This window comes from Arthrobacter sp. Soil736, assembly GCF_001428005.1.
Lineage (GTDB): Bacteria > Actinomycetota > Actinomycetes > Actinomycetales > Micrococcaceae > Arthrobacter.
Genome location: NZ_LMSB01000034.1, coordinates 421,622 through 443,234, shown reverse-complemented (window position 1 = coordinate 443,234; position 21,613 = coordinate 421,622). Strand labels below are relative to the sequence as shown.

The 21,613-nt window shown below is 66.4% G+C and carries 17 protein-coding genes and 1 pseudogene; 16 read left to right on the top strand and 2 right to left on the bottom strand.

Annotated features, from left to right (window positions below; genetic code table 11):
• Positions 1-93: 93 nt before the first annotated feature.
• The 5 genes from ASG92_RS19075 (at position 94) to araA (ending at position 9,837) form a co-directional block, all read left to right on the top strand.
• Positions 94-3,180, top strand: a complete 3,087-nt coding sequence (locus ASG92_RS19075; RefSeq protein ID WP_056631781.1) for a beta-L-arabinofuranosidase domain-containing protein — start codon at positions 94-96, stop codon at positions 3,178-3,180.
• Positions 3,181-3,284: 104 nt separating this feature from the next.
• Positions 3,285-5,525 (top strand): immunoglobulin-like domain-containing protein, encoded by a 2,241-nt coding sequence (locus tag ASG92_RS19070; RefSeq protein WP_056631779.1) that lies wholly within the window; start codon positions 3,285-3,287, stop codon positions 5,523-5,525.
• A 257-nt stretch (positions 5,526-5,782) separates the two neighbouring features.
• Positions 5,783-7,579 (top strand): ribulokinase, encoded by a 1,797-nt coding sequence (gene araB / locus ASG92_RS19065; RefSeq protein WP_056631776.1) that lies wholly within the window; start codon positions 5,783-5,785, stop codon positions 7,577-7,579.
• Positions 7,576-8,256, top strand: a complete 681-nt coding sequence (locus ASG92_RS19060; protein ID WP_056631773.1) for an L-ribulose-5-phosphate 4-epimerase — start codon at positions 7,576-7,578, stop codon at positions 8,254-8,256. Before araB ends, ASG92_RS19060 begins: the two co-directional genes overlap by 4 nt.
• Before the next feature lie 60 nt (positions 8,257-8,316).
• Positions 8,317-9,837: an L-arabinose isomerase gene (araA, locus tag ASG92_RS19055; protein WP_056631770.1), complete on the top strand. Its 1,521-nt coding sequence runs from the start codon at positions 8,317-8,319 to the stop codon at positions 9,835-9,837.
• A gap of 62 nt (positions 9,838-9,899) precedes the next feature.
• Here araA and ASG92_RS19050 read toward each other — a convergent pair whose 3' ends face one another.
• A complete protein-coding gene (locus ASG92_RS19050) occupies positions 9,900-11,108 on the bottom strand; it encodes a trypsin-like peptidase domain-containing protein (protein ID WP_056631766.1) in 1,209 nt (402 codons plus the stop codon).
• Between the two features lie 152 nt (positions 11,109-11,260).
• On the opposite strand from ASG92_RS19050, the gene ASG92_RS19045 reads away from it, so the two are divergent.
• Positions 11,261-12,787 carry an alpha-N-arabinofuranosidase gene (locus ASG92_RS19045; RefSeq protein WP_056631763.1) on the top strand — a complete coding sequence of 509 codons (1,527 nt, stop codon included), beginning with the start codon at positions 11,261-11,263 and terminating at the stop codon, positions 12,785-12,787.
• A gap of 18 nt (positions 12,788-12,805) precedes the next feature.
• Here ASG92_RS19045 and ASG92_RS29985 read toward each other — a convergent pair.
• Positions 12,806-13,018 (bottom strand): annotated as a pseudogene (locus ASG92_RS29985) (hypothetical protein); the annotation flags it as partial.
• A 650-nt stretch (positions 13,019-13,668) separates the two neighbouring features.
• On the opposite strand from ASG92_RS29985, the gene ASG92_RS19035 reads away from it, so the two are divergent.
• From ASG92_RS19035 to ASG92_RS18990, 10 genes are all read left to right on the top strand, one after another.
• Positions 13,669-14,673, top strand: coding sequence for a LacI family DNA-binding transcriptional regulator (locus ASG92_RS19035; protein ID WP_056631757.1), 1,005 nt, complete (start codon positions 13,669-13,671; stop codon positions 14,671-14,673).
• Positions 14,674-14,775: 102 nt separating this feature from the next.
• Entirely contained in the window at positions 14,776-15,078 is a 303-nt protein-coding gene (locus ASG92_RS19030; RefSeq protein WP_056631754.1) for an urease subunit gamma, read from the top strand.
• A 9-nt stretch (positions 15,079-15,087) separates the two neighbouring features.
• Entirely contained in the window at positions 15,088-15,456 is a 369-nt protein-coding gene (locus tag ASG92_RS19025) for an urease subunit beta (RefSeq protein ID WP_056631751.1), read from the top strand.
• Complete coding sequence (gene ureC / locus ASG92_RS19020; RefSeq protein ID WP_056631747.1) at positions 15,453-17,231, top strand: urease subunit alpha; 1,779 nt, start codon at positions 15,453-15,455, stop codon at positions 17,229-17,231. Before ASG92_RS19025 ends, ureC begins: the two co-directional genes overlap by 4 nt.
• Positions 17,232-17,277: 46 nt before the next feature.
• Positions 17,278-17,760 carry an urease accessory protein UreE gene (gene ureE / locus ASG92_RS19015; RefSeq protein ID WP_056631743.1) on the top strand — a complete coding sequence of 161 codons (483 nt, stop codon included), beginning with the start codon at positions 17,278-17,280 and terminating at the stop codon, positions 17,758-17,760.
• Positions 17,741-18,424 carry an urease accessory protein UreF gene (locus ASG92_RS19010; protein ID WP_056631740.1) on the top strand — a complete coding sequence of 228 codons (684 nt, stop codon included), beginning with the start codon at positions 17,741-17,743 and terminating at the stop codon, positions 18,422-18,424. Before ureE ends, ASG92_RS19010 begins: the two co-directional genes overlap by 20 nt.
• Before the next feature lie 12 nt (positions 18,425-18,436).
• Positions 18,437-19,054: an urease accessory protein UreG gene (ureG, locus tag ASG92_RS19005; RefSeq protein WP_056631737.1), complete on the top strand. Its 618-nt coding sequence runs from the start codon at positions 18,437-18,439 to the stop codon at positions 19,052-19,054.
• A 137-nt stretch (positions 19,055-19,191) separates the two neighbouring features.
• Entirely contained in the window at positions 19,192-19,947 is a 756-nt protein-coding gene (locus tag ASG92_RS19000; protein ID WP_240987194.1) for an urease accessory protein UreD, read from the top strand.
• Positions 19,947-20,990 (top strand): nickel transporter, encoded by a 1,044-nt coding sequence (locus tag ASG92_RS18995; RefSeq protein ID WP_056631731.1) that lies wholly within the window; start codon positions 19,947-19,949, stop codon positions 20,988-20,990. Before ASG92_RS19000 ends, ASG92_RS18995 begins: the two co-directional genes overlap by 1 nt.
• Positions 20,991-21,022: 32 nt before the next feature.
• A complete protein-coding gene (locus ASG92_RS18990; RefSeq protein WP_056631726.1) occupies positions 21,023-21,607 on the top strand; it encodes an HhH-GPD-type base excision DNA repair protein in 585 nt (194 codons plus the stop codon).
• Positions 21,608-21,613 lie beyond the last annotated feature (6 nt).

The window sequence follows — 21,613 nt, the reverse complement described above, 5'->3', positions numbered from 1 at the left end:
CCAGGTTTGACCGGGAGCGGCCCGGCTGGCGAACCGGCCGGGCCACTCCCGCATAACTTCCGCGTCCGTCCGCGACAACGTATCGGAGATCCAATGACGAATCCTGTATCCAGGCGCAATATCCTCAGGCTCGGAGCGGCCGCCGCGGCGCTTCCCTGGCTCCCCTCGCTTGCAACCGCGGCTACGGCAGCCGCCGCGCAGGGACCCCAGCCAGACACCGGCGGCGTTACCGCCGCGCTCACCCTTCGCCCCTTCAAACTCTCGGACGTCACGCTGGGTCCCGGAGTGTTCGCACGGAAGCGCGACTTGATCCTCAACTTCGCCCGGGGCTACGACGAGCGCCGCTACATCAATGTTTTCCGGGCCAACGCCGGCCTCCGGACCATTGCCGGCGTCACGCCCCTTCCGGCCGGCGGGTGGGAAGGCCTCGACGGCGAAGCAAACGGAAATCTCAGGGGTCATTTCACCGGCCACCATATGTCCATGCTCGCCCAGGCCTATGCCAGTACAGGGGAGGAGGTGTTCGGGACGAAGCTGCAGAACCTGGTGTCCTCGCTCCACGAATGCCGGCAGGCGCTGTCGCAGGATCCATCCGTCCAGGCAACAGCCGGCCGGGTCTCCGCTTCCGCCGTCGAGATGGCCCGCGGCTCCTATCTCTATGGTCAGCTGCCTCCGGGTACGGTCGACGGGCTTCGCAGCATGACCTTCGCGGCCTGGGTGCGCCCCACGGCGGCGGCGAACTGGGCACGGATATTCGACGTCGGAAATGACACCAGGACTTATGCCTTCCTGGCCCAGCGCGACGGTGACGGGCTTCCGCGGTTCGCCATCACGCAGAACTGGGGGTGGGGCGAGCAGAAGATCGTGGGGTCCTCGCCGCTGCCGCTCAACGAATGGAGCCATGTTGCGGTCACGCTCGACGGCGGGACGGGCACCCTGTACGTTAACGGTCGGCGGGCGGGCCAAAACACCTCCATGACGCTGACCCCCGCGGTGCTGGGGAGCCTGGGCAACGTGTGGCTGGGCCGTTCCCAGTACAACGACCCGACCTATGCGGGCGGGTACCAGGACATCAACATATGGTCAGCGGCGCTGACCGCGGGGCAGATCGAAGAGCTCGCCGGGACGCGTGCGTCAGCTACCTCGGCAGGCGGCGGGGACGTCGTCTCCATCGCCTGCGGCGAGACCAGCGGGTCGACGCTCACCGACGCCTCCGGCAAGCGCCGTCACGCCACCCTGCGCCGGACCTGGGGCCTCCCGAGCCACCCCGGTTTCCTCGCGGCCTACCCCGAAACGCAGTTCATCGAACTCGAAAGCAGGACCACGCCTGACTACCACCGCGTCTGGGCCCCGTACTACACAGCGCACAAGATCCTCAAGGGCCTGCTGGATGCGTACACGGCCACGAAGGAACCGAAGGCCCTTGACCTGGCGGTCGGCCTCTGTGACTGGATGCACTCGCGGCTCAGCAAGCTCACCCCGGCCGTACGCCAGCGCATGTGGGGGATCTTCTCCAGCGGCGAGTACGGCGGCATCGTCGAGGCCATCCTGGAGACCCACGGACACTCCGGCAAGCCGGAGCACCTTGAACTCGCCAAATACTTCGACCTCGACTCCCTCATCGACGCGTGTGCCGCCAACAAGGACGTCCTCACCGGCCTCCATGCCAACCAGCACATCCCGATCTTCACCGGGTTGATGCTCATGTACAACAAGACCTCCGAGGAGAGGTACCTCAAGTCCGCCCGCAACTTCTGGGGCATGGTCGCAAACACGCGGACCTACAGCATCGGCGGGACAAGCCAGACCGAATTCTGGAAAGCGCCCAACCAGATTGCGAGCACGCTGCATGACACGGACGCCGAAAGCTGCTGCGCCTACAACATGCTCAAGCTCTCCCGTGAGCTGTTCTTCAAGGAGCAGAACCCCGCTTACATGGACTATTACGAGCGCGCGCTCCTGAACCAGGTGCTGGGCTCGAAGCAGGACCAGGACAGCGCCGAACTGCCGCTTGCGACCTACTTCATTGGCCTTCAGCCTGGCGCGGTCCGCGACTTCACCCCGAAGAACGGGACCACCTGCTGCGAAGGCACCGGCATGGAGTCCGCGACGAAGTACCAGGATTCCGTGTACTTCACTGCCGAAGACAACAGCGCACTGTATGTGAACCTCTATATCCCGTCCGTGCTCAACTGGGCGGCCAGGAACCTAACTGTCACGCAGGAGACGTCGTATCCGCTCGAGCAGCGGTCGAAACTTACCTTCGCCGGTGGCGGCCAGTTCGAACTGCGCCTGAGAGTTCCGGCATGGGCGACCGCAGGCTTCACCGTCCGCGTCAACGGAACTCCGGTCGACGTGCAGGCGGCACCTGGCACTTACCTCAACATTCCCAGGGCGTGGAAGAGCGGCGATTCCGTAGAGATTGACATGCCGTTCACGCTGCGTGCCGAAAGGGCCCTGGACGACCCGACAGTCCAGACGCTGATGTACGGTCCCGTGCACCTCGTCGCCCGGGACGGCCGCACCACGTTCCTGCCGTTCAGCCTCTACGCCACGGCCAAGCTCAACGGGGACCTCGCCCCGGCCTTGCAGCCGGTTGCAGGAAGGCCGCTGCACTTCACCCTGTCCGGCGTGGAACTAGCGCCCTTCCTCGAAGGAACGGCAGACGCATTCCACTCATACTTCCGGCGCAATGAGCCGAAGGTCGTGTTTGGCGGCGTGGATTCCGGGGTGGCCAACCCTGCACGGGCCAACAAGACCACCCTGCTCGACGACGTCTGGAACGCTGCTTCCTTCCTGAACAAGCCTGAACTGCTGAAGCGCGTGGCCCAGGTCAACAGCACCTGGATCATCGAGGGCGCCCTGTCCCAAGCTGACGCCGACCGCATCTACCGGGCTGCCCAGCGCGCAGCCTTCACGCCCCCGGCCGGCGAGATCGATGACCTCCAGGTGGTTGCGGATGCAGCCCGCAGCGCCGGCACCATGTCAGCGGAGGCGCACGCGATGCTCGGCTCCCGGCTGGAGTCGGCCCGGAAAGCACTGACGGAGAAAACCACTGCGAAGGCCGTGCACTACCTGGAGCAGTACCTCGACTTCGCCGGGAGCAGCGTCGATAACCAGGCCCTTCGGGACGTGCTGGTGAGCGGTGCACAGGCCCTCATCATCAGGCTGACCTCCTGATCGGGACCGCGCAGCTGCCGTTCCCCTGGCACACCCCCAAGGCCCACCCCTAAGACCCGTCCGTCAACCGCGGCCCCGCTGCCGCCTTAACGAAAGCACCATCCATGCCACTAAATCCCCTTCGATCCCGCACAGGGCCGGCCGTCCTCACAGCGGCTGCCCTGGTACTGGGTGGTCTCGCCGCCGGCGTCCCCGCCCAGGCCGCCATTGACGACGGCCTCATCCTCAAATACAACCTGACCGAACCGACTGGCTCCGTTGCCGAAGACACCTCCGGAAATGGCCGCAACGGTGTCATCAGCGGCGACGCCAGCCGCCTGGGCGATGAAGGCCTGCAGCTCGGCGGCACCAACGCCCATGTCCGCCTTCCCAACAACGTCATGCGGGGCCTGGACTCCATCACCGTTTCGGCGGACGTGAAGCTCGCGCCGGATCAGGCCAGCCCGTATTTCATTTGGGGGCTGGGCAATACCAGCAACGGCGTGGGGAACGGCTATCTGTTCACCACCGGCAACTCGTACCGCACCTCGATCGCCAGCGGTAACTGGTCAACGGAGCAGACTGCCAATGCCGGCAGGGACCTGGCGCGGGGAGCCTGGAAGACCATCACCTACACCCTCACCGGCGGCACCGCTGTCCTGTACGAGGACGGCGTCGAAGTCGCCCGCAAGAGCGGAGTGACCATCACCCCGGGCAGCATCGGCGGCGGAAGCACGGCAGCCAACTACCTGGGACGATCGGTCTACAGCGGAGACAAGTACCTGAAGGGGCAGGTCCGCGACTTCCGCATCTACAGCCGCGCCCTCTCACCGGCCGAAGTGCGTGAACTCGGCTACGTCTCCCCGGAGGAGAAGGTGGCCCTCGATCTCCAGGATCTCTCGCTCGGGGACACCAGCGCCGTTACCGCCGACCTGAAGCTGGCTCTCACCGGGCCCAACGGGTCGGCCTACACCTGGGCATCCTCGAACGAAGGCATCGTCTCTTCCAAAGGCGTTGTCACCCGTCCCGCCTACGGGACGGGAAACGCGACCGTGACGCTCACGGCCACGGCCACTTCCGGTCAGGCATCAGCTGCCAAGACGTTTACCGTGACGGTCCTCGAAGACATCAGCGGCGAGCAGAAAGTCAGCGAGGCCGCGGCCGCCCTGAACGTGTGGGATGCCGAGGGAATCCGCGGCAACATAACCCTGCCCACGAAGGGCCTGCACGGGACCAGCGTGGTCTGGAAATCGGGAGACGAATCCGTCATCACCGCCACCGGCGAGGTCACGCGGCCGGCCTACGGCAGCGAGCCTGCCCGGCTCAACCTCCACGCGTTCGTCAGCTACGGCAAGGACAAGACGAAAAAGACCTTCCGCGTCACCGTCCTTCCGCTGCCCAAGACGGAGGCCAAAGAGGGCTACGCCTTCGCGTATTTCACCGGCAACGACATCGCCGGAGAGAACATCTTCATGGCCGCCAGCCGGGGCAATGACGCACTCAAGTGGGACGAACTCAACGGCGGAAAGCCGGTGGTGAAGTCCAGCCTTGGCACAAAGGGCCTGCGCGACCCCTTCGTCATCCGCTCTCCGGAAGGCGACAAGTTCTACATGATCGCCACCGACCTCTCCATCGGCAGCGGGACATCCTGGGACTCCTCCCAGCGCCAGGGCAGCCAGTACCTCGAAGTCTGGGAGTCAACGGACCTGGTGAACTGGTCCGGGCAGCGGCACGTGAAGGTCTCTCCGGACACAGCAGGGAACACGTGGGCGCCGGAAGCCCACTACGACGAGAAAATCGGGGCCTACGTCGTCTACTGGGCTTCCAAGATCTACGCCGACAATGATCCGAACCACTCCGGCGGTACCCACAACAAGATGATGTACTCCACCACGCGCGACTTCCGGAGCTTCAGCGAAGCCAAGGTCTGGAACGACCCGGGTGATTCGGTCATCGACTCCACGGTTATCAAGGAGGGCGACACCTACTACCGCTTCACCAAGGACGAGGCCCGTGTCTCCGGCTGCCTCGACATCATGCAGGAGAAGTCCACGGATCTCCTCGCCGTCGACCTGCCGGCCACGAACCCGCGCAACTGGTCCCTGATGGCCAACTGCATCGGCAAGAACGCCGGGACCGGCGGCGTGGAGGGACCGACCGTCTTCAAATCAAACACTGAAGAGAAGTACTACCTCTTCGTGGATGAGTTTGGCGGCCGCGGCTACATCCCGCTGGAAAGCACCAGTCTGGAGAACCCCGTCTGGAAGCTCGCGAGCAATTACGAACTGCCTCGTGCACCGCGCCACGGCACTGTCCTGCCCGTTACCAAAACGGAGCTGGAGCGCCTTCACAGCCAGCTCGGCTAGGGTGCCACGGGCAAATATCTGACGCCAAGAACGACTCTCCTGCCGGAAGGGATAGGGGGCTCCGCCAGCAGGGCGGGGCCCCTGCCCCATTGGTGCGGCGGGGTGAGGGGGAGGCGGCAGCGTGACCTGGGACGCCTCAGAATTGGTCGCCGCCAATGCTTGACGCGTAGATATGTTAGCGTTCACAATCTAAGAGAATCTTTTACGTTTTCGATACCGGGCATAGGGGCCAGCACCTCCCGGATGGAGGTTTTAGCATGCAATCCAGCGATAACACCGGTTTCAATCCGGGCAGCGAGAACTATGTCATCGGAGTGGACTACGGCACCCTGTCGGGCCGCGCCGTGGTGGTCCGGGTCCGCGACGGCAAGGAGCTCGGCAGCGGGGTCTTCGACTACCCGCACGCGGTGGTCACCGAGGCACTTCCGGCTGATGTGGCGGACGTAGCAGATGGAACAGTGACACGCCTTCCCGGCGACTGGGCACTTCAGGTGCCGAACGACTACCGGGACGTGCTCCGGCACGCCGTGCCGGCGGCGATCGCGGATGCGGGCATCGACCCGTCCGCGGTGGTCGGGATCGCGACGGACTTTACGGCGTGCACCATGGTGCCGGTCAAGGCTGACGGCACCCCGCTGAACGAACTGCCAGGCTTCGCCAACCGGCCGCACGCGTACGTCAAGCTCTGGCGTCACCATGCGGCACAGGCCCAGGCTGACCGCATCAACGTCCTGGCCGCGGAGCTGGGCGAGTCCTGGCTGCCGCGCTACGGCGGGCTGAGCTCCTCCGAATGGGAGTTCGCCAAGGGCCTGCAGCTGCTGGAAGAGGATCCGGAAGCGTACGCGGAGATGGACCACTGGGTGGAGGCCGCGGACTGGATTGTCTGGCAGCTGTGCGGCAACTATGTCCGCAACGCCTGCACGGCCGGATACAAGGGCATCTACCAGGACGGGAACTATCCGTCCGAGGAGTTCCTGGCCGCGCTGAACCCGCAATTCAAAGACTTCGTGAGCGCCAAGCTGGACCACACCATCGGCCGGCTCGGCGACGCCGCAGGCTTCCTGACTGCCGAGGCCGCCGCCTGGACCGGCCTGCCGGAGGGCATCGCCGTGGCCGTCGGCAACGTGGACGCGCACGTCACCGCCCCGGCGGCCAAGGCGGTGGAACCGGGCCAGCTCGTGGCCATCATGGGCACCTCGACCTGCCACGTCATGAACGGGACGGAACTGCGCGAGGTGCCCGGGATGTGCGGGGTGGTCGACGGCGGAATCGTCGACGGTCTCTGGGGCTATGAAGCCGGCCAGTCCGGCGTGGGCGACATCTTCGGCTGGTTCACCAAGTACGGTGTTCCGCCCGAGTATCACGAGGCTGCCGCCGCCCAGGGCCTGGGCATCCACGAATACCTCACGGAACTGGCTTCCGGCCAGGCGATCGGTGAGCATGGCCTGATCGCCCTGGACTGGCACTCCGGCAACCGCTCGGTGCTGGTGGACCACGAACTGTCCGGTGCGGTGGTGGGCCAGACCCTGGCCACACGCCCCGAAGACACCTACCGCGCGCTCCTGGAGGCCACCGCGTTCGGCACCCGCACCATCGTGGACGCCTTCCGCGACTCCGGCGTGCCGGTGAAGGAGTTCATCGTGGCCGGCGGGCTGCTGAAGAACAAGCTGCTGATGCAGATCTATGCGGACATCACCGGGCTCCAGCTCTCCACCATCGGCTCCACCCAGGGACCCGCGCTGGGCTCGGCCATCCACGCCGCCGTGGCAGCCGGCACGTACCCGGACATCCGGTCGGCCGCGGCGGCCATGGGCTCCGCCCCCGGTGCCGTGTACACGCCGATCCCGGAAAACGTTGCCGCCTATGAGGAGCTCTTCCGCGAATACCGCACGCTGCACGACTACTTCGGCCGGGGAACCAACGACGTCATGCACCGGCTCAAGGCCATCCAGCGTGGTGCGGCCCGGCGCAGCGCAAAGGCCGAGCCGGGAAACGGCGCCGCCGTGCCTGCCGGCTCCGACGCTGCTGAGCGCCTTGAGGAGGTCTCCGCATGAGCGCCCTCCTGGAAACGCTGGCCCGAATCCGGGCCGAGGTCTGTGCCCTGCACGCCGAGCTGACCCGCTACGAACTGGTGGTCTGGACCGCCGGGAACGTCTCCGCCCGTGTTCCCGGCCACGACCTGATGGTGATCAAGCCGTCCGGAGTGTCCTATGCGGACCTCACTCCGGAAAGCATGGTGGTCACGGACCTCTACGGCGTCCCCGCGGACGGCGAGTGGGAGAACCCGGCCCTCACGCCGTCGTCGGACACGGCCGCGCACGCCTACGTTTACCGGCACATGCCCGAGGTCGGGGGAGTGGTGCACACGCACTCGACCTACGCGACAGCCTGGGCGGCCCGCGGCGAGGCGATCCCGTGCGTGCTGACCATGATGGGAGACGAGTTCGGCGGCACCATCCCGGTGGGCCCGTTCGCGCTGATCGGGGACGACTCGATCGGCCGCGGCATCGTGGAAACCCTGCAGGCCTCCCACTCCCCGGCGGTCCTGATGCAGAACCACGGCCCGTTCACCATCGGCAAGGACGCCCGCTCGGCGGTCAAAGCGGCCGTGATGTGCGAGGAAGTGGCCCGCACCGTGCACATAGCCCGGCAGCTCGGCGAGCCGCTGCCCATCGACCCGGGCCAGATCGAATCCCTCTACGACCGCTACCAGAACGTCTACGGCCGCTAAGCCCGTCCCCGGACGCCAGGCCCCTTCCCTTTCATCCCAGAGTTTCCCAGGAGAACCACCATGCCCCACGCCAACAACACATCCCTTGAGCACTACGAGGTCTGGTTCCTCACCGGCAGCCAGCACCTCTACGGCGAGGACGTCCTGAAACAGGTCGCCGCGCAGTCGCAGGAGATTGCTGCCGCGTTGAACGCCTCCTCCGATGTCCCGGTCAAGGTGGTCTGGAAGCCCGTGCTGACCGACTCGGACGCCATCCGCCGCACTGCGCTCGAGGCCAACTCGGACGATGCCGTAATCGGCGTGACCGCGTGGATGCACACCTTCAGCCCGGCGAAGATGTGGATCCAGGGCCTGGACCTGCTCCGCAAACCGCTCCTGCACCTGCACACCCAGGCGAACGTCGAACTGCCGTGGGCGGACATCGACTTCGACTTCATGAACCTGAACCAGGCCGCCCACGGCGACCGCGAATTCGGCTACATCCAGTCCCGCCTCGGCATCCCGCGCAAGACGGTCGTGGGGCACGCCTCCAACCCCGAGGTGGCCCGCCAGGTGGGTGCCTGGCAGCGCGCCTCCGCCGGCTGGGCAGCCGTCCGGACCCTGAAGCTGACCCGCTTCGGGGACAACATGCGCAACGTCGCCGTCACCGAAGGCGACAAGACCGAAGCAGAGCTCCGCTTCGGCGTCTCCGTGAACACCTGGTCCGTCAACGAGCTCGCCGACGCCGTGCACGGCGCCGCAGAGTCCGACGTCGACACCCTCGTCGCCGAGTACGAGCGCCTCTACGAGGTGGTCCCGGAACTCCGCGCCGGGGGAGCGCGGCACGAGTCGCTGCGCTACAGCGCCCGCATCGAGCTGGGCCTCCGCAGCTTCCTCGAGGCCAACGGCTCCGCCGCGTTCACCACCTCCTTCGAGGACCTGGGCGAACTGCGCCAACTGCCGGGCATGGCAGTCCAGCGGCTCATGGCCGACGGCTACGGGTTCGGCGCCGAGGGCGACTGGAAGACCGCCATCCTGGTCCGCGCCGCCAAGGTCATGGGCGCAGGCCTGCCCGGCGGCGCCTCCCTCATGGAGGACTACACCTACCACCTCGCCCCCGGCCAGGAGAAGATCCTCGGCGCGCACATGCTCGAAGTCTGCCCCTCCCTGACCGCCACCAAACCGCGCGTCGAGATCCACCCGCTGGGCATCGGCGGCAAGGAAGACCCTGTCCGGATGGTCTTCGACACCGACGCCGGGCCCGGCGTCGTCGTTGCGCTGTCCGACATGCGCGACCGCTTCCGCCTCGTGGCCAACGCCGTGGACGTCGTGGACCTCGACGAACCGCTGCCCAACCTGCCCGTCGCCCGGGCCCTGTGGTCACCCAAGCCGGACTTCGCCACCTCGGCGGCAGCCTGGCTCACCGCCGGCGCAGCGCACCACACCGTCCTCTCCACCGCCGTCGGAATGGACGTCTTCGAGGACTTCGCCGAGATCGCCCAGACCGAGCTACTCACCATCGACGAGGGCACCACCATCAAGCAGTTCAAGAAGGAACTGAACTGGAACGCGGCCTACTACAAACTGGCCGGCGGGCTGTAGCGGCATTTCGTTCCGGGGGCATTGGTGCGGGGCATCGATTCCAGGGGCAGCCCGGTTCGCGCTCACGCCGCCTGGGAAGCGCGCGAAACGAGCTGAACCTTGACTTCCTGCGTTGACGTCCCCCGGCGGAATTCGACGGTCACGGTCTGTCCCGGGCTCCTGCTCCGCAAGGCGGCGAGCAGGTCCTCGGGCGAGGCGAGCTCTTCGCCGTCGAGCTTCACGAGGACATCGCCGGGCCGGATGCCGGCTTTGGCGGCCGGTCCGCCGTCCGGGACCGCGAGGGCCAGGGCGCCGCGCGTGTCCGGCAGGCCCAGCCGTTCGGCGATCTGCGGGGTGATGTCCCCCAGCGACAGGCCAATGAAGGCGTGATCGGCCGTGCCGTCCTCGCGGAGCTGGTCCGCCACCTTGACGGCGGTGGCCGCCGGGATGGCAAAGCCAAGGGCCACCGCCCCGGACTGCGGCGGGATGTAAGCCTCACTGATTCCGATCACCTCGCCCCGGCCGTTCACCAGCGCGCCGCCGGAGTTTCCGGGGCTGATGGCGGCATCGGTCTGGATCAGGTCCACCAGGGACTGGCTGCTGGCGGCCGACCCGGGGATCTCGCGGTGGAGGCCCGAGATAATTCCCGCCGTCGCCGTGTTTTCGAATCCCAGCGGGGAGCCGATCACGACGGCGAGTTCGCCGATCCGGGGCAGCTCGGACTGGAATTTGGCCACCGGAAGGCCGGTCCGCTTCGCCTCCACGAGGGCGAGGTCGGAGATGGCATCGGTGGCCCGCACGGTGCCGGCGACGCGGCGGCCGTCGGCGAAGGCCACTTCAACGTCCTTGGTGCCACGCACCACGTGTTCGTTGGTCAGGATCAGCCCGTCTTCCGAGTACACGACGCCACTTCCCAGCCCGCCGTTGGTGAAGACCGTGACCACGGACGGCTGGACGTTGCTGACGATTGAAGGAATATCCGCCGGTCCCTGCGGGCTGCCCGGCGCCTGTCCCGCTGTGGCCTGCCCCGGCGTCGGCTGCGCCGGTGTGGCGCCGCCCGTGGAGCCGCCCGTGGGGCTGCTGGGCGTGCCGCCGGTTGGGCCGCTGGTGGTGCTGCCGGGGGAGGCGGTACCGGGGGAGGCGCTGGCGGGGGAGCTGCCGGAGGGCAGCGATGACGGCGGCGGCGCCGGGCTCCCGGTGCATCCGGACGCCGCGCCTGCGAGGACGGCGGCCGCCCCGAGAATGCGGAGCGTGCGGCATACGCGATGAGCGGTCGCTGGCCGGGGGTTCATTGGACTTCCTCTCATTTCCGGGCGAGCGGGGGAGCTGTTTAAAAATTAACCCCGGATGGACCCGGTTGCCAGAGAGGCCTTGACGGGCGCGGCTGACAGCCGTCAGTATTGCTTCTATAACGTTGTAGAAAAATGGAAACGAGGATATACCGATGGGCACTCCAGCCGCCAATTCCGCGAAAATCACCATTGATCCGGCCTTCACCGTGGGGCCGGTGAGGCGCAGGACTTTCGGCGCCTTCGTCGAGCACCTGGGCCGCTGCGTCTACACGGGCATCTTCGAGCCGGACCACCCGCAGGCGGACGCGGACGGTTTCCGCACCGACGTCCTGGAACTGACGCGGGAACTGGGCGTCTCCACGGTCCGCTACCCGGGCGGGAACTTCGTGTCCGGCTACCGCTGGGAGGACGGCGTAGGCCCGTCGGAAGAGCGCCCCGCGAGACTGGACCTCGCCTGGCACTCCACGGACCCCAATCTCGTGGGCGTGGACGAGTTCGCCAAATGGTCGGCCAAGGCCGGGGTGGAGCCGATGATGGCCGTGAACCTCGGCACGCGCGGCACGCAGGAAGCCGTGGACCTGCTGGAATACTGCAACATCGACGCCGGCACGGCGTTCTCGGACCGGCGCAGGGCCAACGGCGCCGAGCAGGGCTATGGCATCCGGATGTGGTGCCTGGGCAACGAGATGGACGGGCCCTGGCAGATCGGCCACAAGAACGCCCTGGAGTACGGCCGGGTGGCAGCCGACGCGGCCCGGGCCATGCGCATGGTTGACCCCGACCTCGAACTCGTGGCCTGCGGAAGTTCCGCGCCCGGCATGGACACCTTCGGCGAATGGGAGCGGGTGGTACTGACCGAAACGTACGATCTCGTGGACCTCGTCTCCGCGCACCAGTACTTCGAAGACTTCGGCGACCTTCAGGAACACCTCTCGGCCGGGCACCGGATGGATTCCTTCATCCGGGACATCATTTCCCACATCGACCATGTGAAGTCGGTGAAGAAGACCGCGAAACAGGTCAACATCTCCTTTGACGAATGGAACGTATGGCACGCCGGCCGCGACGAATCCAAGGTCCCCTCAGGCAAGGACTGGCCCGTCGCTCCCGCCTTGCTGGAGGACCGCTATTCGGTGGCGGACGCCGTGGTCGTCGGCGACCTGCTGGTCACCCTGCTGCGCCACACGGACCGTGTCCACTCGGCGAGCCTTGCCCAGCTGGTCAACGTCATCGCCCCGATCATGACGGAAGCGGGCGGACGCGCCTGGAAGCAGACCATCTTCCACCCGTTCGCACTGACTTCCCGGCACGCAGCGGGCACGGTGCTGCAGCTCGCGGTGGAGTCCCCGCTGCTGAGCGGCGGCAAGACCGGGGATTTTGCCGCACTCTCCGCGGTGGCGACCTTCGACGCCGAGGCCGGAGAAGCCGTGGTTTTCGCAGTCAACCGATCAGCCGCCGAGGCGTTGTCGCTCGAGGCCGCCGTGGCCGGGCTAGGCAACGTGCGGCTGATCGAGGCCGTCACCTTCGCCAACAAGGACCCGTACTGGCACGCGACGGCGGATGACTCCACGTCGGTGCTGCCCGCGGAGAACGTCAGTGTGAAGCTCGACGCCGGCCGCCTTACCGCGGTTCTCCCGGCCGTTTCGTGGACGATGATCCGCCTGGCGTTGGAGTCCTGACCTGCTTGGGACCGGCAACTAGCCCGCGGCGGACAGGGTGAGGAACGGCTCCTGCGGCCGGGCTTCGGCTTCCACGTTCAGCCCGTAGAGGGCTTCGAGGGCGGCGGTGTAGTCGTCCCGCCGCCCGGCCGCGGCAAGTTCCCGCGCCCGGGCGGTGGGAACATGAAGGAGCTGCCGCACGACGCGCCGGAGGGCGAGCTCCACCGCTTCCGCCGCGGCAGTGCAGCCGTGCGGAACACATACTGATGACGGACAGCACGTCCTCCCGGGCAGTTTCAGGTCAGCGCCGGGGGCTGTTTCGCAGTAGACCTCGAAGCGGTTGCACGTTGACAGGACAACGGCTCCGGCGATGTCGGGCAGGTCCGCAATGACTGCCGACGTGATCCGCCGGGGACCCGAGCCCGGCCGTGCCAGGAACTCCGGCCCGGTTCCGCGCACCCCTAAGGCGGCCCGTTCCAGCCCTTGCAACCCGGCCGCCCGGGCACCGCGATGTGAGGCGACCAAGGCGAACAGCCCCCGGTCTGCGACGGACCGATCCGCGACGGGCACCCCGGAACTCTGCGCCAATTTCCGCCCCGCTTTCCCCATGGTTCCCCCAGGCATTTCCCCAACTTTGCCCCCAGACCTGCCCCCAGATATTGCCCCCGGGCGGGCCCCTAGAAACTCCCCCCGGCATTTCCTAGGGGACCCGCACTGTGGGTCTCCCCCCGATATCCCCGTGGCCAGGCGACGTTGCCCAGGCCACGGAGCGTAGAGACCATGGAGAAAGGGTGGGTCAGGCACCTTGGGAAATTCTTGCGGGCGGGGCGGTCCGCTTTCTGCAACGATGTACCTTTCTGTCACGATGTACCCAGACGAACCGCCGCGAGAAGGAGCTTTGGATGGCCGTGACCATGAATGATGTTGCCCGTGCCGCGGGAGTTTCCCTCAAGACAGTGTCCAACGTGCTCAACGACTATGAGTTCATCAGGCCGGCCACCAAGCAGAAGGTGCTGGACGCGATCGCTGAGCTGGGCTACGAGGCCAACCTCACGGCGCGGAGCCTCCGATCCGGAAAGTCCCGGATGCTGGGGCTGGTCCTGTCCGACCTCTCCGTGCCGTACTACGCCGAGCTCGCCTCACGGCTTATGACGGTTGCCTCAGCCCGGGGCTACCGCGTGCTCGTGGAGCAGTCTGCGGCAGAGGAGGCGAACGAGCTCAGCGCGCTGCAGGGTACTTTCCGCCAGCTCACGGACGGGCTGCTTTTCACGCCCCTGACGCTGGGGGCCGACGCCGTGGCCCACCGGCGCGGAACCAAGCCGCTTGTGATGCTCGGGGAGCACATCGACGATCCCCGGTTCGACCTCGTCACCATGAAGAATGTCGGAGCCGCCCGGGCGCTCACGGACCACCTCCTGGCAGGAGGCCGCCGCCGGATAGCGGTGCTTGGAGCGTCGGCGGAGGATTCCGCCGGAAGCCCGGGCCTGCGCATGACCGGATATCGGGAGGCGCTCGCCGCCGCGGGAGTGGATTTTGACCCGGCGCTCATTGTGCCGGCCGAGTGGCGGCGCGATGGCGGCGCATCCGCCGTCGGGAGGCTGCTGGACAGCGGCGCGGATTTCGATGCCGTCTTCGGATTGAACGACGTCCTGGCGCTGGGTGCCATGCACGAACTGCAGATCCGCGGCGTCAACGTGCCGGCGGACGTTGCCGTGGCCGGTTTTGACGACATCGACGAGGCACGGTTCGCGTCGCCGTCACTCACCACTGTTGCCCCTGGCATGGACGACATTGCCGAACGGTCCATCGCGCTGCTGATCGATCGGATCGAAGGCGCCGGACAAGCGGAGCAGGGGGTGCACGTCGAAGTGGAGTTTGAGCTGAGGATCCGCGCCTCGGCACCCTGAACAATGTTCTGAAATCTTGCGGAAACGTCCGCCGCATACGCTGGTGGCACACCGCAGCCGCTGCATGCCGCCGCGGTGCCCGCCGTAGAAGGGATTCCTGGAATGCATCTGCTGCCCCGCGAGCAGGAAAAGCTCATGATCGTGGTCGCCGCCGACCTCGCACGCCGCCGCCAGTCGCGCGGGCTCCGGCTGAATTTTCCCGAGGCGGTGGCCATCATCAGCTACGAACTGATTGAGGGTGCCCGGGACGGACGGAGCGTGGCCGAACTGATGAGCTACGGCACCACCCTGCTGAGCCGCGACGACGTCATGGAAGGCGTGCCGGAAATGATCCACGACGTCCAGGTCGAGGCGACCTTCCCCGACGGCACCAAGCTCGTCACCGTCCACGATCCCATCCGATAGGGGAACGCCATGATTCCGGGAGAGTACGTCCTGCGGGCCGAGCCCGTGGTGGTCAACGCGGGCCGAGAGGCGATCGACGTCGTCGTCGTTAACACCGGTGACCGCCCCGTACAGGTGGGTTCGCACTACCACTTCGCCGAAGCCAACCGCGCGCTCGAGTTCGACCGCCGGGCCGCTTACGGGTGCCGCCTCGACATCCCCGCCGGCACGGCCGCGCGCTTCGAACCCGGCGACAGCAAGACCGTCCGGCTGATCGCACTGGCCGGCAACAGGGAGGTCTTCGGGCTGAGCAACGCGGTGAACGGCAGCCTTGGGACGGCACCGTCCGCCCAGGAAAACGCTCAGTCCGCCCAGGAAAACGCAGGGGGAGCACAGTGAGTTTCGAATTGTCCCGCAGGCGGTACGCGGACCTGTACGGCCCGACGACGGGTGACGCCATCCGCCTGGCCGACACCGACCTGTTCCTCGAGATCGAAAAGGACCTCACCGTATACGGCGAGGAAGTGGTGTTCGGCGGCGGCAAGGTCATCCGCGACGGCATGGGCCAGAACGGGCAGGTGACCCGCGACGGCGACCTGCCGCGCGGCGGCCCTGAAAAGCTGGATGTCCCCGACACTGTGATCACCAATGTGGTGGTGCTGGACTACACCGGAATCTACAAGGCCGACGTCGCCCTGAAGGACGGCCACATTTTCAAGATCGGGAAGGCCGGCAACCCGCAGATCGCCGACGGCGTGGACATTGTGATCGGCGCCAGCACCGAAATCATCGCGGGGGAGCGCAAGATCCTCACCGCCGGCGGCGTGGACACCCACATCCATTTCATCTCCGCGGACCAGGTGCCCGCGGCGCTGTGCAGCGGCGTGACCACCATGGTGGGCGGCGGCACGGGCCCGGCGGAAGGCACCAAGGCCACCACGGTAACTCCCGGAAAGTGGCACATCCAGCGCATGCTGCAGGCCGCAGAAGGGCTCCCCGTCAACATCGGCCTGTTGGGCAAGGGGCACGCATCCGCCGTCGAGCCGCTGGCCGAACAGATCCGGGCCGGGGCGGTGGGCCTGAAGGTCCACGAGGACTGGGGCTCCACGACGGCCTCGATCGACACGTCCCTGAAGGTTGCCGACGAATACGACGTCCAGGTGGCCATCCACACCGACACCCTCAACGAGTGCGGCTTCGTGGAGGACACCATCCGCGCCATCGACGGCCGCGTCATCCACACCTTCCACACCGAAGGAGCCGGCGGCGGCCACGCGCCGGACATCATCAAGATCGCCGGGCTGCCCAACGTCCTGCCCGCCTCCACGAACCCCACGCTGCCGTACACCCGCAACACCATCGAAGAACACCTGGACATGCTCATGGTGTGCCACCACCTGAACCCGGACATTCCGGAGGACGTGGCGTTCGCCGACTCCCGCATCCGCGCCGAAACCATTGCGGCCGAGGACGTCCTGCAGGACCTGGGGATCTTCGCCATCACCTCCTCCGACTCGCAGGCCATGGGCCGGGTGGGCGAGGTGATCATCCGCACGTGGCAGGTGGCGGACAAGATGAAAAAGCAGCGCGGCGTCCTGAAGGATCCTGACGGCGGTGTGCACGGTTCTGCTGATTCCGGCCTGGGCGCGGAAAGCGACAACTTCCGGATCAAGCGGTACGTGGCGAAGTACACCATCAACCCGGCCATCGCGCAGGGCATGGCCGACTCCATCGGATCGGTGGAGGAGGGCAAGTTCGCGGACCTGGTGCTGTGGGATCCGGCGTTTTTCGGTGTGAAGCCCGAACTGGTGCTCAAGGGCGGCCAGATCGCCTATGCCCTGATGGGCGACGCCAACGCTTCCATCCCCACGCCGCAGCCGCGCACCATGCGCCCCATGTTCGCCACGTTCGGCAAGGCCCTGCAGCAGTCCTCCATCACCTTCCTGTCCCAGGCCGCAATTGACGCCGGCGTGCCGGAAGAACTGGGGCTGGAGAAGGTCATCCGGCCGGTGTCCGGGATCCGGACGCTGTCCAAGGCCGACCTGAAGTACAACGACGCCACCCCAGACATCCAGGTGGATCCGGAAACGTACAAGGTGACAGTGGACGGTGAGGACGTCACGTGCGAACCTTCGGATGTGTTGCCGATGGCCCAGCGCTACTTTCTTTTCTAGGCACGACTTCTAGGCACGACCGTTTCAAAGCACTACGGAGAACCACATGATCATCGAGAAGATCCTGGGCAACCTGCACGATCAGGCCCCGGGTGCGGATCCCTACTTCGGGCTGCACAAGGAGAAAGTTGTGCTGCCCAGCTCCCAGCTGGTCAAACGGATCCAGCGCGTCACCACCGACCACGGCAAGGAACTAGGCATCCGGCTGCCCGCCGGTTCCGCTGACCTTCGCGACGGCGACGTCCTCCACGTGGCCGAGACGAACGTGATCGTGGTGTCCGTGCTGCCCACCGACGTCCTGGTGATCGCGCCGCGGACCATCCACGAGATGGGAATCGTGGCGCACTCGCTGGGCAACCGGCACCTGCAGGCCCAGTTCTTCGACGCATCCTCCGAGTACGGGGCCGAGGTCATGGTGTGCCAGTACGACCACACCGTGGAGGACTATCTCAAACACGTCGGAGTGCCCTATGACCGCCAGGAACGCGTCATGCCCGTCCCCTTCCGCCATGCCGAACACTCGCACTGACAGTTACCAGCTCGCCCTGCAGCAGCTGACTGACTCTGCCCTTCCTACCGGGGCGTTTGCGCACTCGCTGGGGTTTGAGACCTATATTGAGCGCGGGATGGTTCATGACGAGGGGTCCTTTGGGGTGTGGCTGTCAGCGTTCATCGGGCAGCAGCTGACGTACTCTGACGGACTGGCCATCCGGTTCCTCTATGAGGGCGCTCCGGTCGCGGAGCTGGATTCGATGCTGACGGCGCAGCTCCTGCCGCGGCAGCTGCGGGAGGCCAGCACCAAGATGGGCACGCGGCTGCTGGAAATCGGGAACGAGGTCTTCCCGTCTCCCGAGCTCGCGGCGTATCGGGAACTGGTGACTGCGGGCCGCTCCGCCGGCCATCAGCCGCTGGCGTTCGCCGTCGTCGCCCGTTCACTGGGAGTGCCCCTGCCGGAGGCGCTCGCCGCGTACCTTTTCGCTGCCGTCACGTCCCTGACCCAGAACGCGGTCCGTGCCATCCCGCTGGGGCAGAACGCCGGCCAGCGGCTGCTGCGGAACGCGTCCGACGGCGTTGCTGCCGCCGTCGAGCAGGTCGGTCACCTCACGCCGGACGACTTCGGCGCCGTCAGCCCCGGGCTGGAAATTTCGCAGATGCGGCACGAGCGTCAGCGTGCCCGCATGTTCATGAGTTAGCAGGAGGAAAGAATGTCTGAACCCATCAAGATCGGTGTCGGCGGACCGGTTGGCGCCGGCAAGACCCAGCTCGTGGAGCGGCTCACCCGGCACATGAGCGGCGAAATTTCCATGGCCGCCATCACCAACGACATCTACACGATCGAGGATGCCAAGATCCTGGCAGCCAACGGGATCCTGCCGGAGGACCGGATCATCGGCGTCGAGACCGGCGGCTGCCCGCACACGGCAATCCGCGAGGACACCTCCATGAACACGGCGGCCATCGAGGAGCTCAAGAAGCGGCACCCGGACCTGCAGGTGATCTTCGTGGAGTCCGGCGGCGACAACCTCTCCGCCACGTTCAGCCCGGAACTGGTCGACTTCTCGATCTACATCATCGACGTGGCGCAGGGCGAGAAGATCCCGCGCAAGGCCGGGCAGGGCATGATCAAGTCCGATCTGTTCATCATCAACAAGACCGACCTCGCCCCGCACGTGGGCGCAGACCTCGCCGTCATGGAAAAGGACTCCCGCGAGTTCAGGGGTGCCAAGCCGTTCTGCTTCACCAACCTGAAGACCGACGAAGGCCTCGACGCCGTCATCGAATGGGTGCGGCGGGACGTCCTGATGCTCGACCTGGCGCAATGAGCACGACGGCGGCCGAGCCGGCTCAAGCAGTCATCTCACCCGGGTCCGCTGATCGGCCCGAGAGGGGCCGTCTTGAACTCCTTATCACTGAACGCCGCGGGAAATCGATTGCCTCGAGGCAGTTCCATCAAGGCGCCTTGAGAGTACTGCGGCCGCACTATCTGGATGACAGCGGCCAGGTTTGCTATGTCCTCGTGAATCCGGGCGGGGCGTATCTTGGCGCGGACCTTTACGTCATCGATGTGGAGGTGGGGGACGGCGCGAAGCTGCTGTTGACCACGCAGTCGGCGACGAAGATCTACCGGACTCCGGGGTCCTTTGCCGAGCAACGAATGACCCTGCGGCTGGGGGACGGCGCGCAGCTCGAACTCGCCCCGGACCAGCTCATCGCGTACCGGGAGGCCAGCTACCGGCAGAACACGCACATCACGGTGCGGCCGTCGTCGAGCCTGATGATGTCCGAGGTGATCACTCCGGGGTGGTCGCCGGACGGCTCCTCCTTCCGGTACGAGGAACTGCGGCTCCGCAGCGAGATCCACGTGGAAACTGGCGCAGGCACGGAACTGTTGGCTCTCGACAACCTGCTGGTCCGTCCGCCCCTCAACGACGTCACCGGCATGGCCTTCATGGAGGGCTTCAGCCATCTGGGGTCGCTCATTGTGGTGGACCCGCGCGTGGACCAGGCGCTCGCCGACGAACTCCACTCCGTGACGCAGGGCCATGACGCCTACACCGGAATTTCCCTGACCCACTCCGTCGCCGGCACCACCGGCCTCATAGTGCGTTCGCTGGCCAACAGCACGGAGGAGCTCGCCCGTTTGCTGGGTGCGTGCACAGCGCTGTTGCGTCACAATTGGAACGGTCAGGATCCCCTGAACCTGAGGAAGCACTGATGACAACGCTGACAGACCTGGCCGTCCTCTATCGCACTCGCGAACAGCTGTCGATGCGCACCAGGCTGCTGTGGACGTTCGGTGCTGTCATCGCGTTGCACGCTGCCGCCGTCTCCCTCCTCGCACTCGGCACGGCAAGTGCCGGCCAGCCGCTGGCGCTGGGTCTGGTCCTGACCGCCTATGTGGCAGGCATTAAGCACAGCTACGACTGGGACCACATCGCTGCGATCGACAACTCCACGCGCAAGTTCGTCGCGCAGCGGCGGGACCCTGTCAGCGTCGGTTTCGCGTTCAGCCTGGGGCACAGCTCGGTGGTGGTCCTGGCAGGCGTCCTCGTGGTTTCCGGTGCAACCGCCGTCGGGCGCCTCATGGAGGAGGGCACAACCGGGAACCTCGTCCTGGGGCTCATCGGCAGCGGTGTTTCCGGGCTTTTCCTGCTGTTGATGGGCATCTTCAACGGCTCCGCGTTCGTGCGAACTGCACAGCTCTACCGCAGCTCCCGGTCGGGCGCGAGCATCTCCCTGGATGACCTCGAGGCGAAGGGCTTCATTGCACGGCTGTTGGCCAAGCCGCTGTCCCGCGTCCAGCACCCGCGCAACATCTATGCAATCGGCTTCCTGTTCGGGCTGGGGTTCGACACCGCCACGACCATCGGCCTCCTGGTCATGACGACGGCGGCATCCCTCGCCGGAGTGTCGCCGCTGGCCCTGATGGCGTTGCCGTTCGCGTTCGCGGCGTCGATGACGTTCTGCGATTCATTGAACGGCGTGGCCATGATGCGGATGTACAAGTCCGCCATTCATGATCCCAGCCGAAAGCTTGGCTTCAACGCCGTGATTACGGGCATTTCGTCCTTGTCGGCACTCTTCGTCGCCGTCATCACCCTCGGAGGCCTTTTCGACGCGGCGTTCGGCCTGGGGGATCCCGTGACGGCGTGGCTGGCGGCCATCGATCTGGGCGACGCCGGGCTGCTGCTCGTGGCTGCCTTCCTGGCGGCGTGGGGAGCCGCGTCGTTGCGGGGCCGGCTGAGGGGCAACCCCTGACGCGGACTGGAGCGGGTGGGAGGATAGGACGCATGGAACTGCACATCACAGGGGACCCCGCTGCCGATAAATTGCTCAGCGATGACGCGTTTGCACTGCTCACCGGCATGCTGCTTGACCAGCAGGTGACCATGGAGTCGGCGTTTGCCGGTCCCGAAAAGATCCGGACGCGCATCGGATCCATGGACCCTGCGGCGATCGCCGGGTACGACCCCCAGGGCTTCGTGGAGGTGTTCAAGGAGCAGCCGGCCGTGCACCGTTTCCCGGGATCCATGGCCGGACGCGTCCAGGCCCTCGCTGAGACCGTGCACCATGATTGGAACGGGGACGCCACAGCCATCTGGACGCAGGGCGACCCCGACGGCCAGGAGGTGCTAGGCCGGCTCAAGGCGTTACCTGGGTTCGGCGAACAAAAGGCAAAGATCTTCCTCGCGCTCCTTGGCAAACAGTGCGGACTCCAGGCGGAAGGCTGGCGCGAGGCAGCTGGCCACTACGGCCAGGAGGACGCGTTCCTGTCTGTTGCCGACATTGTGGATCCGGAGTCGCTGAGCAAGGTGCGCGCCAGCAAGCAGGCCGCCAAGGCCGCCGCCAAGGCTGCGAAGGCCGCCGGGCACTGAAGCTGC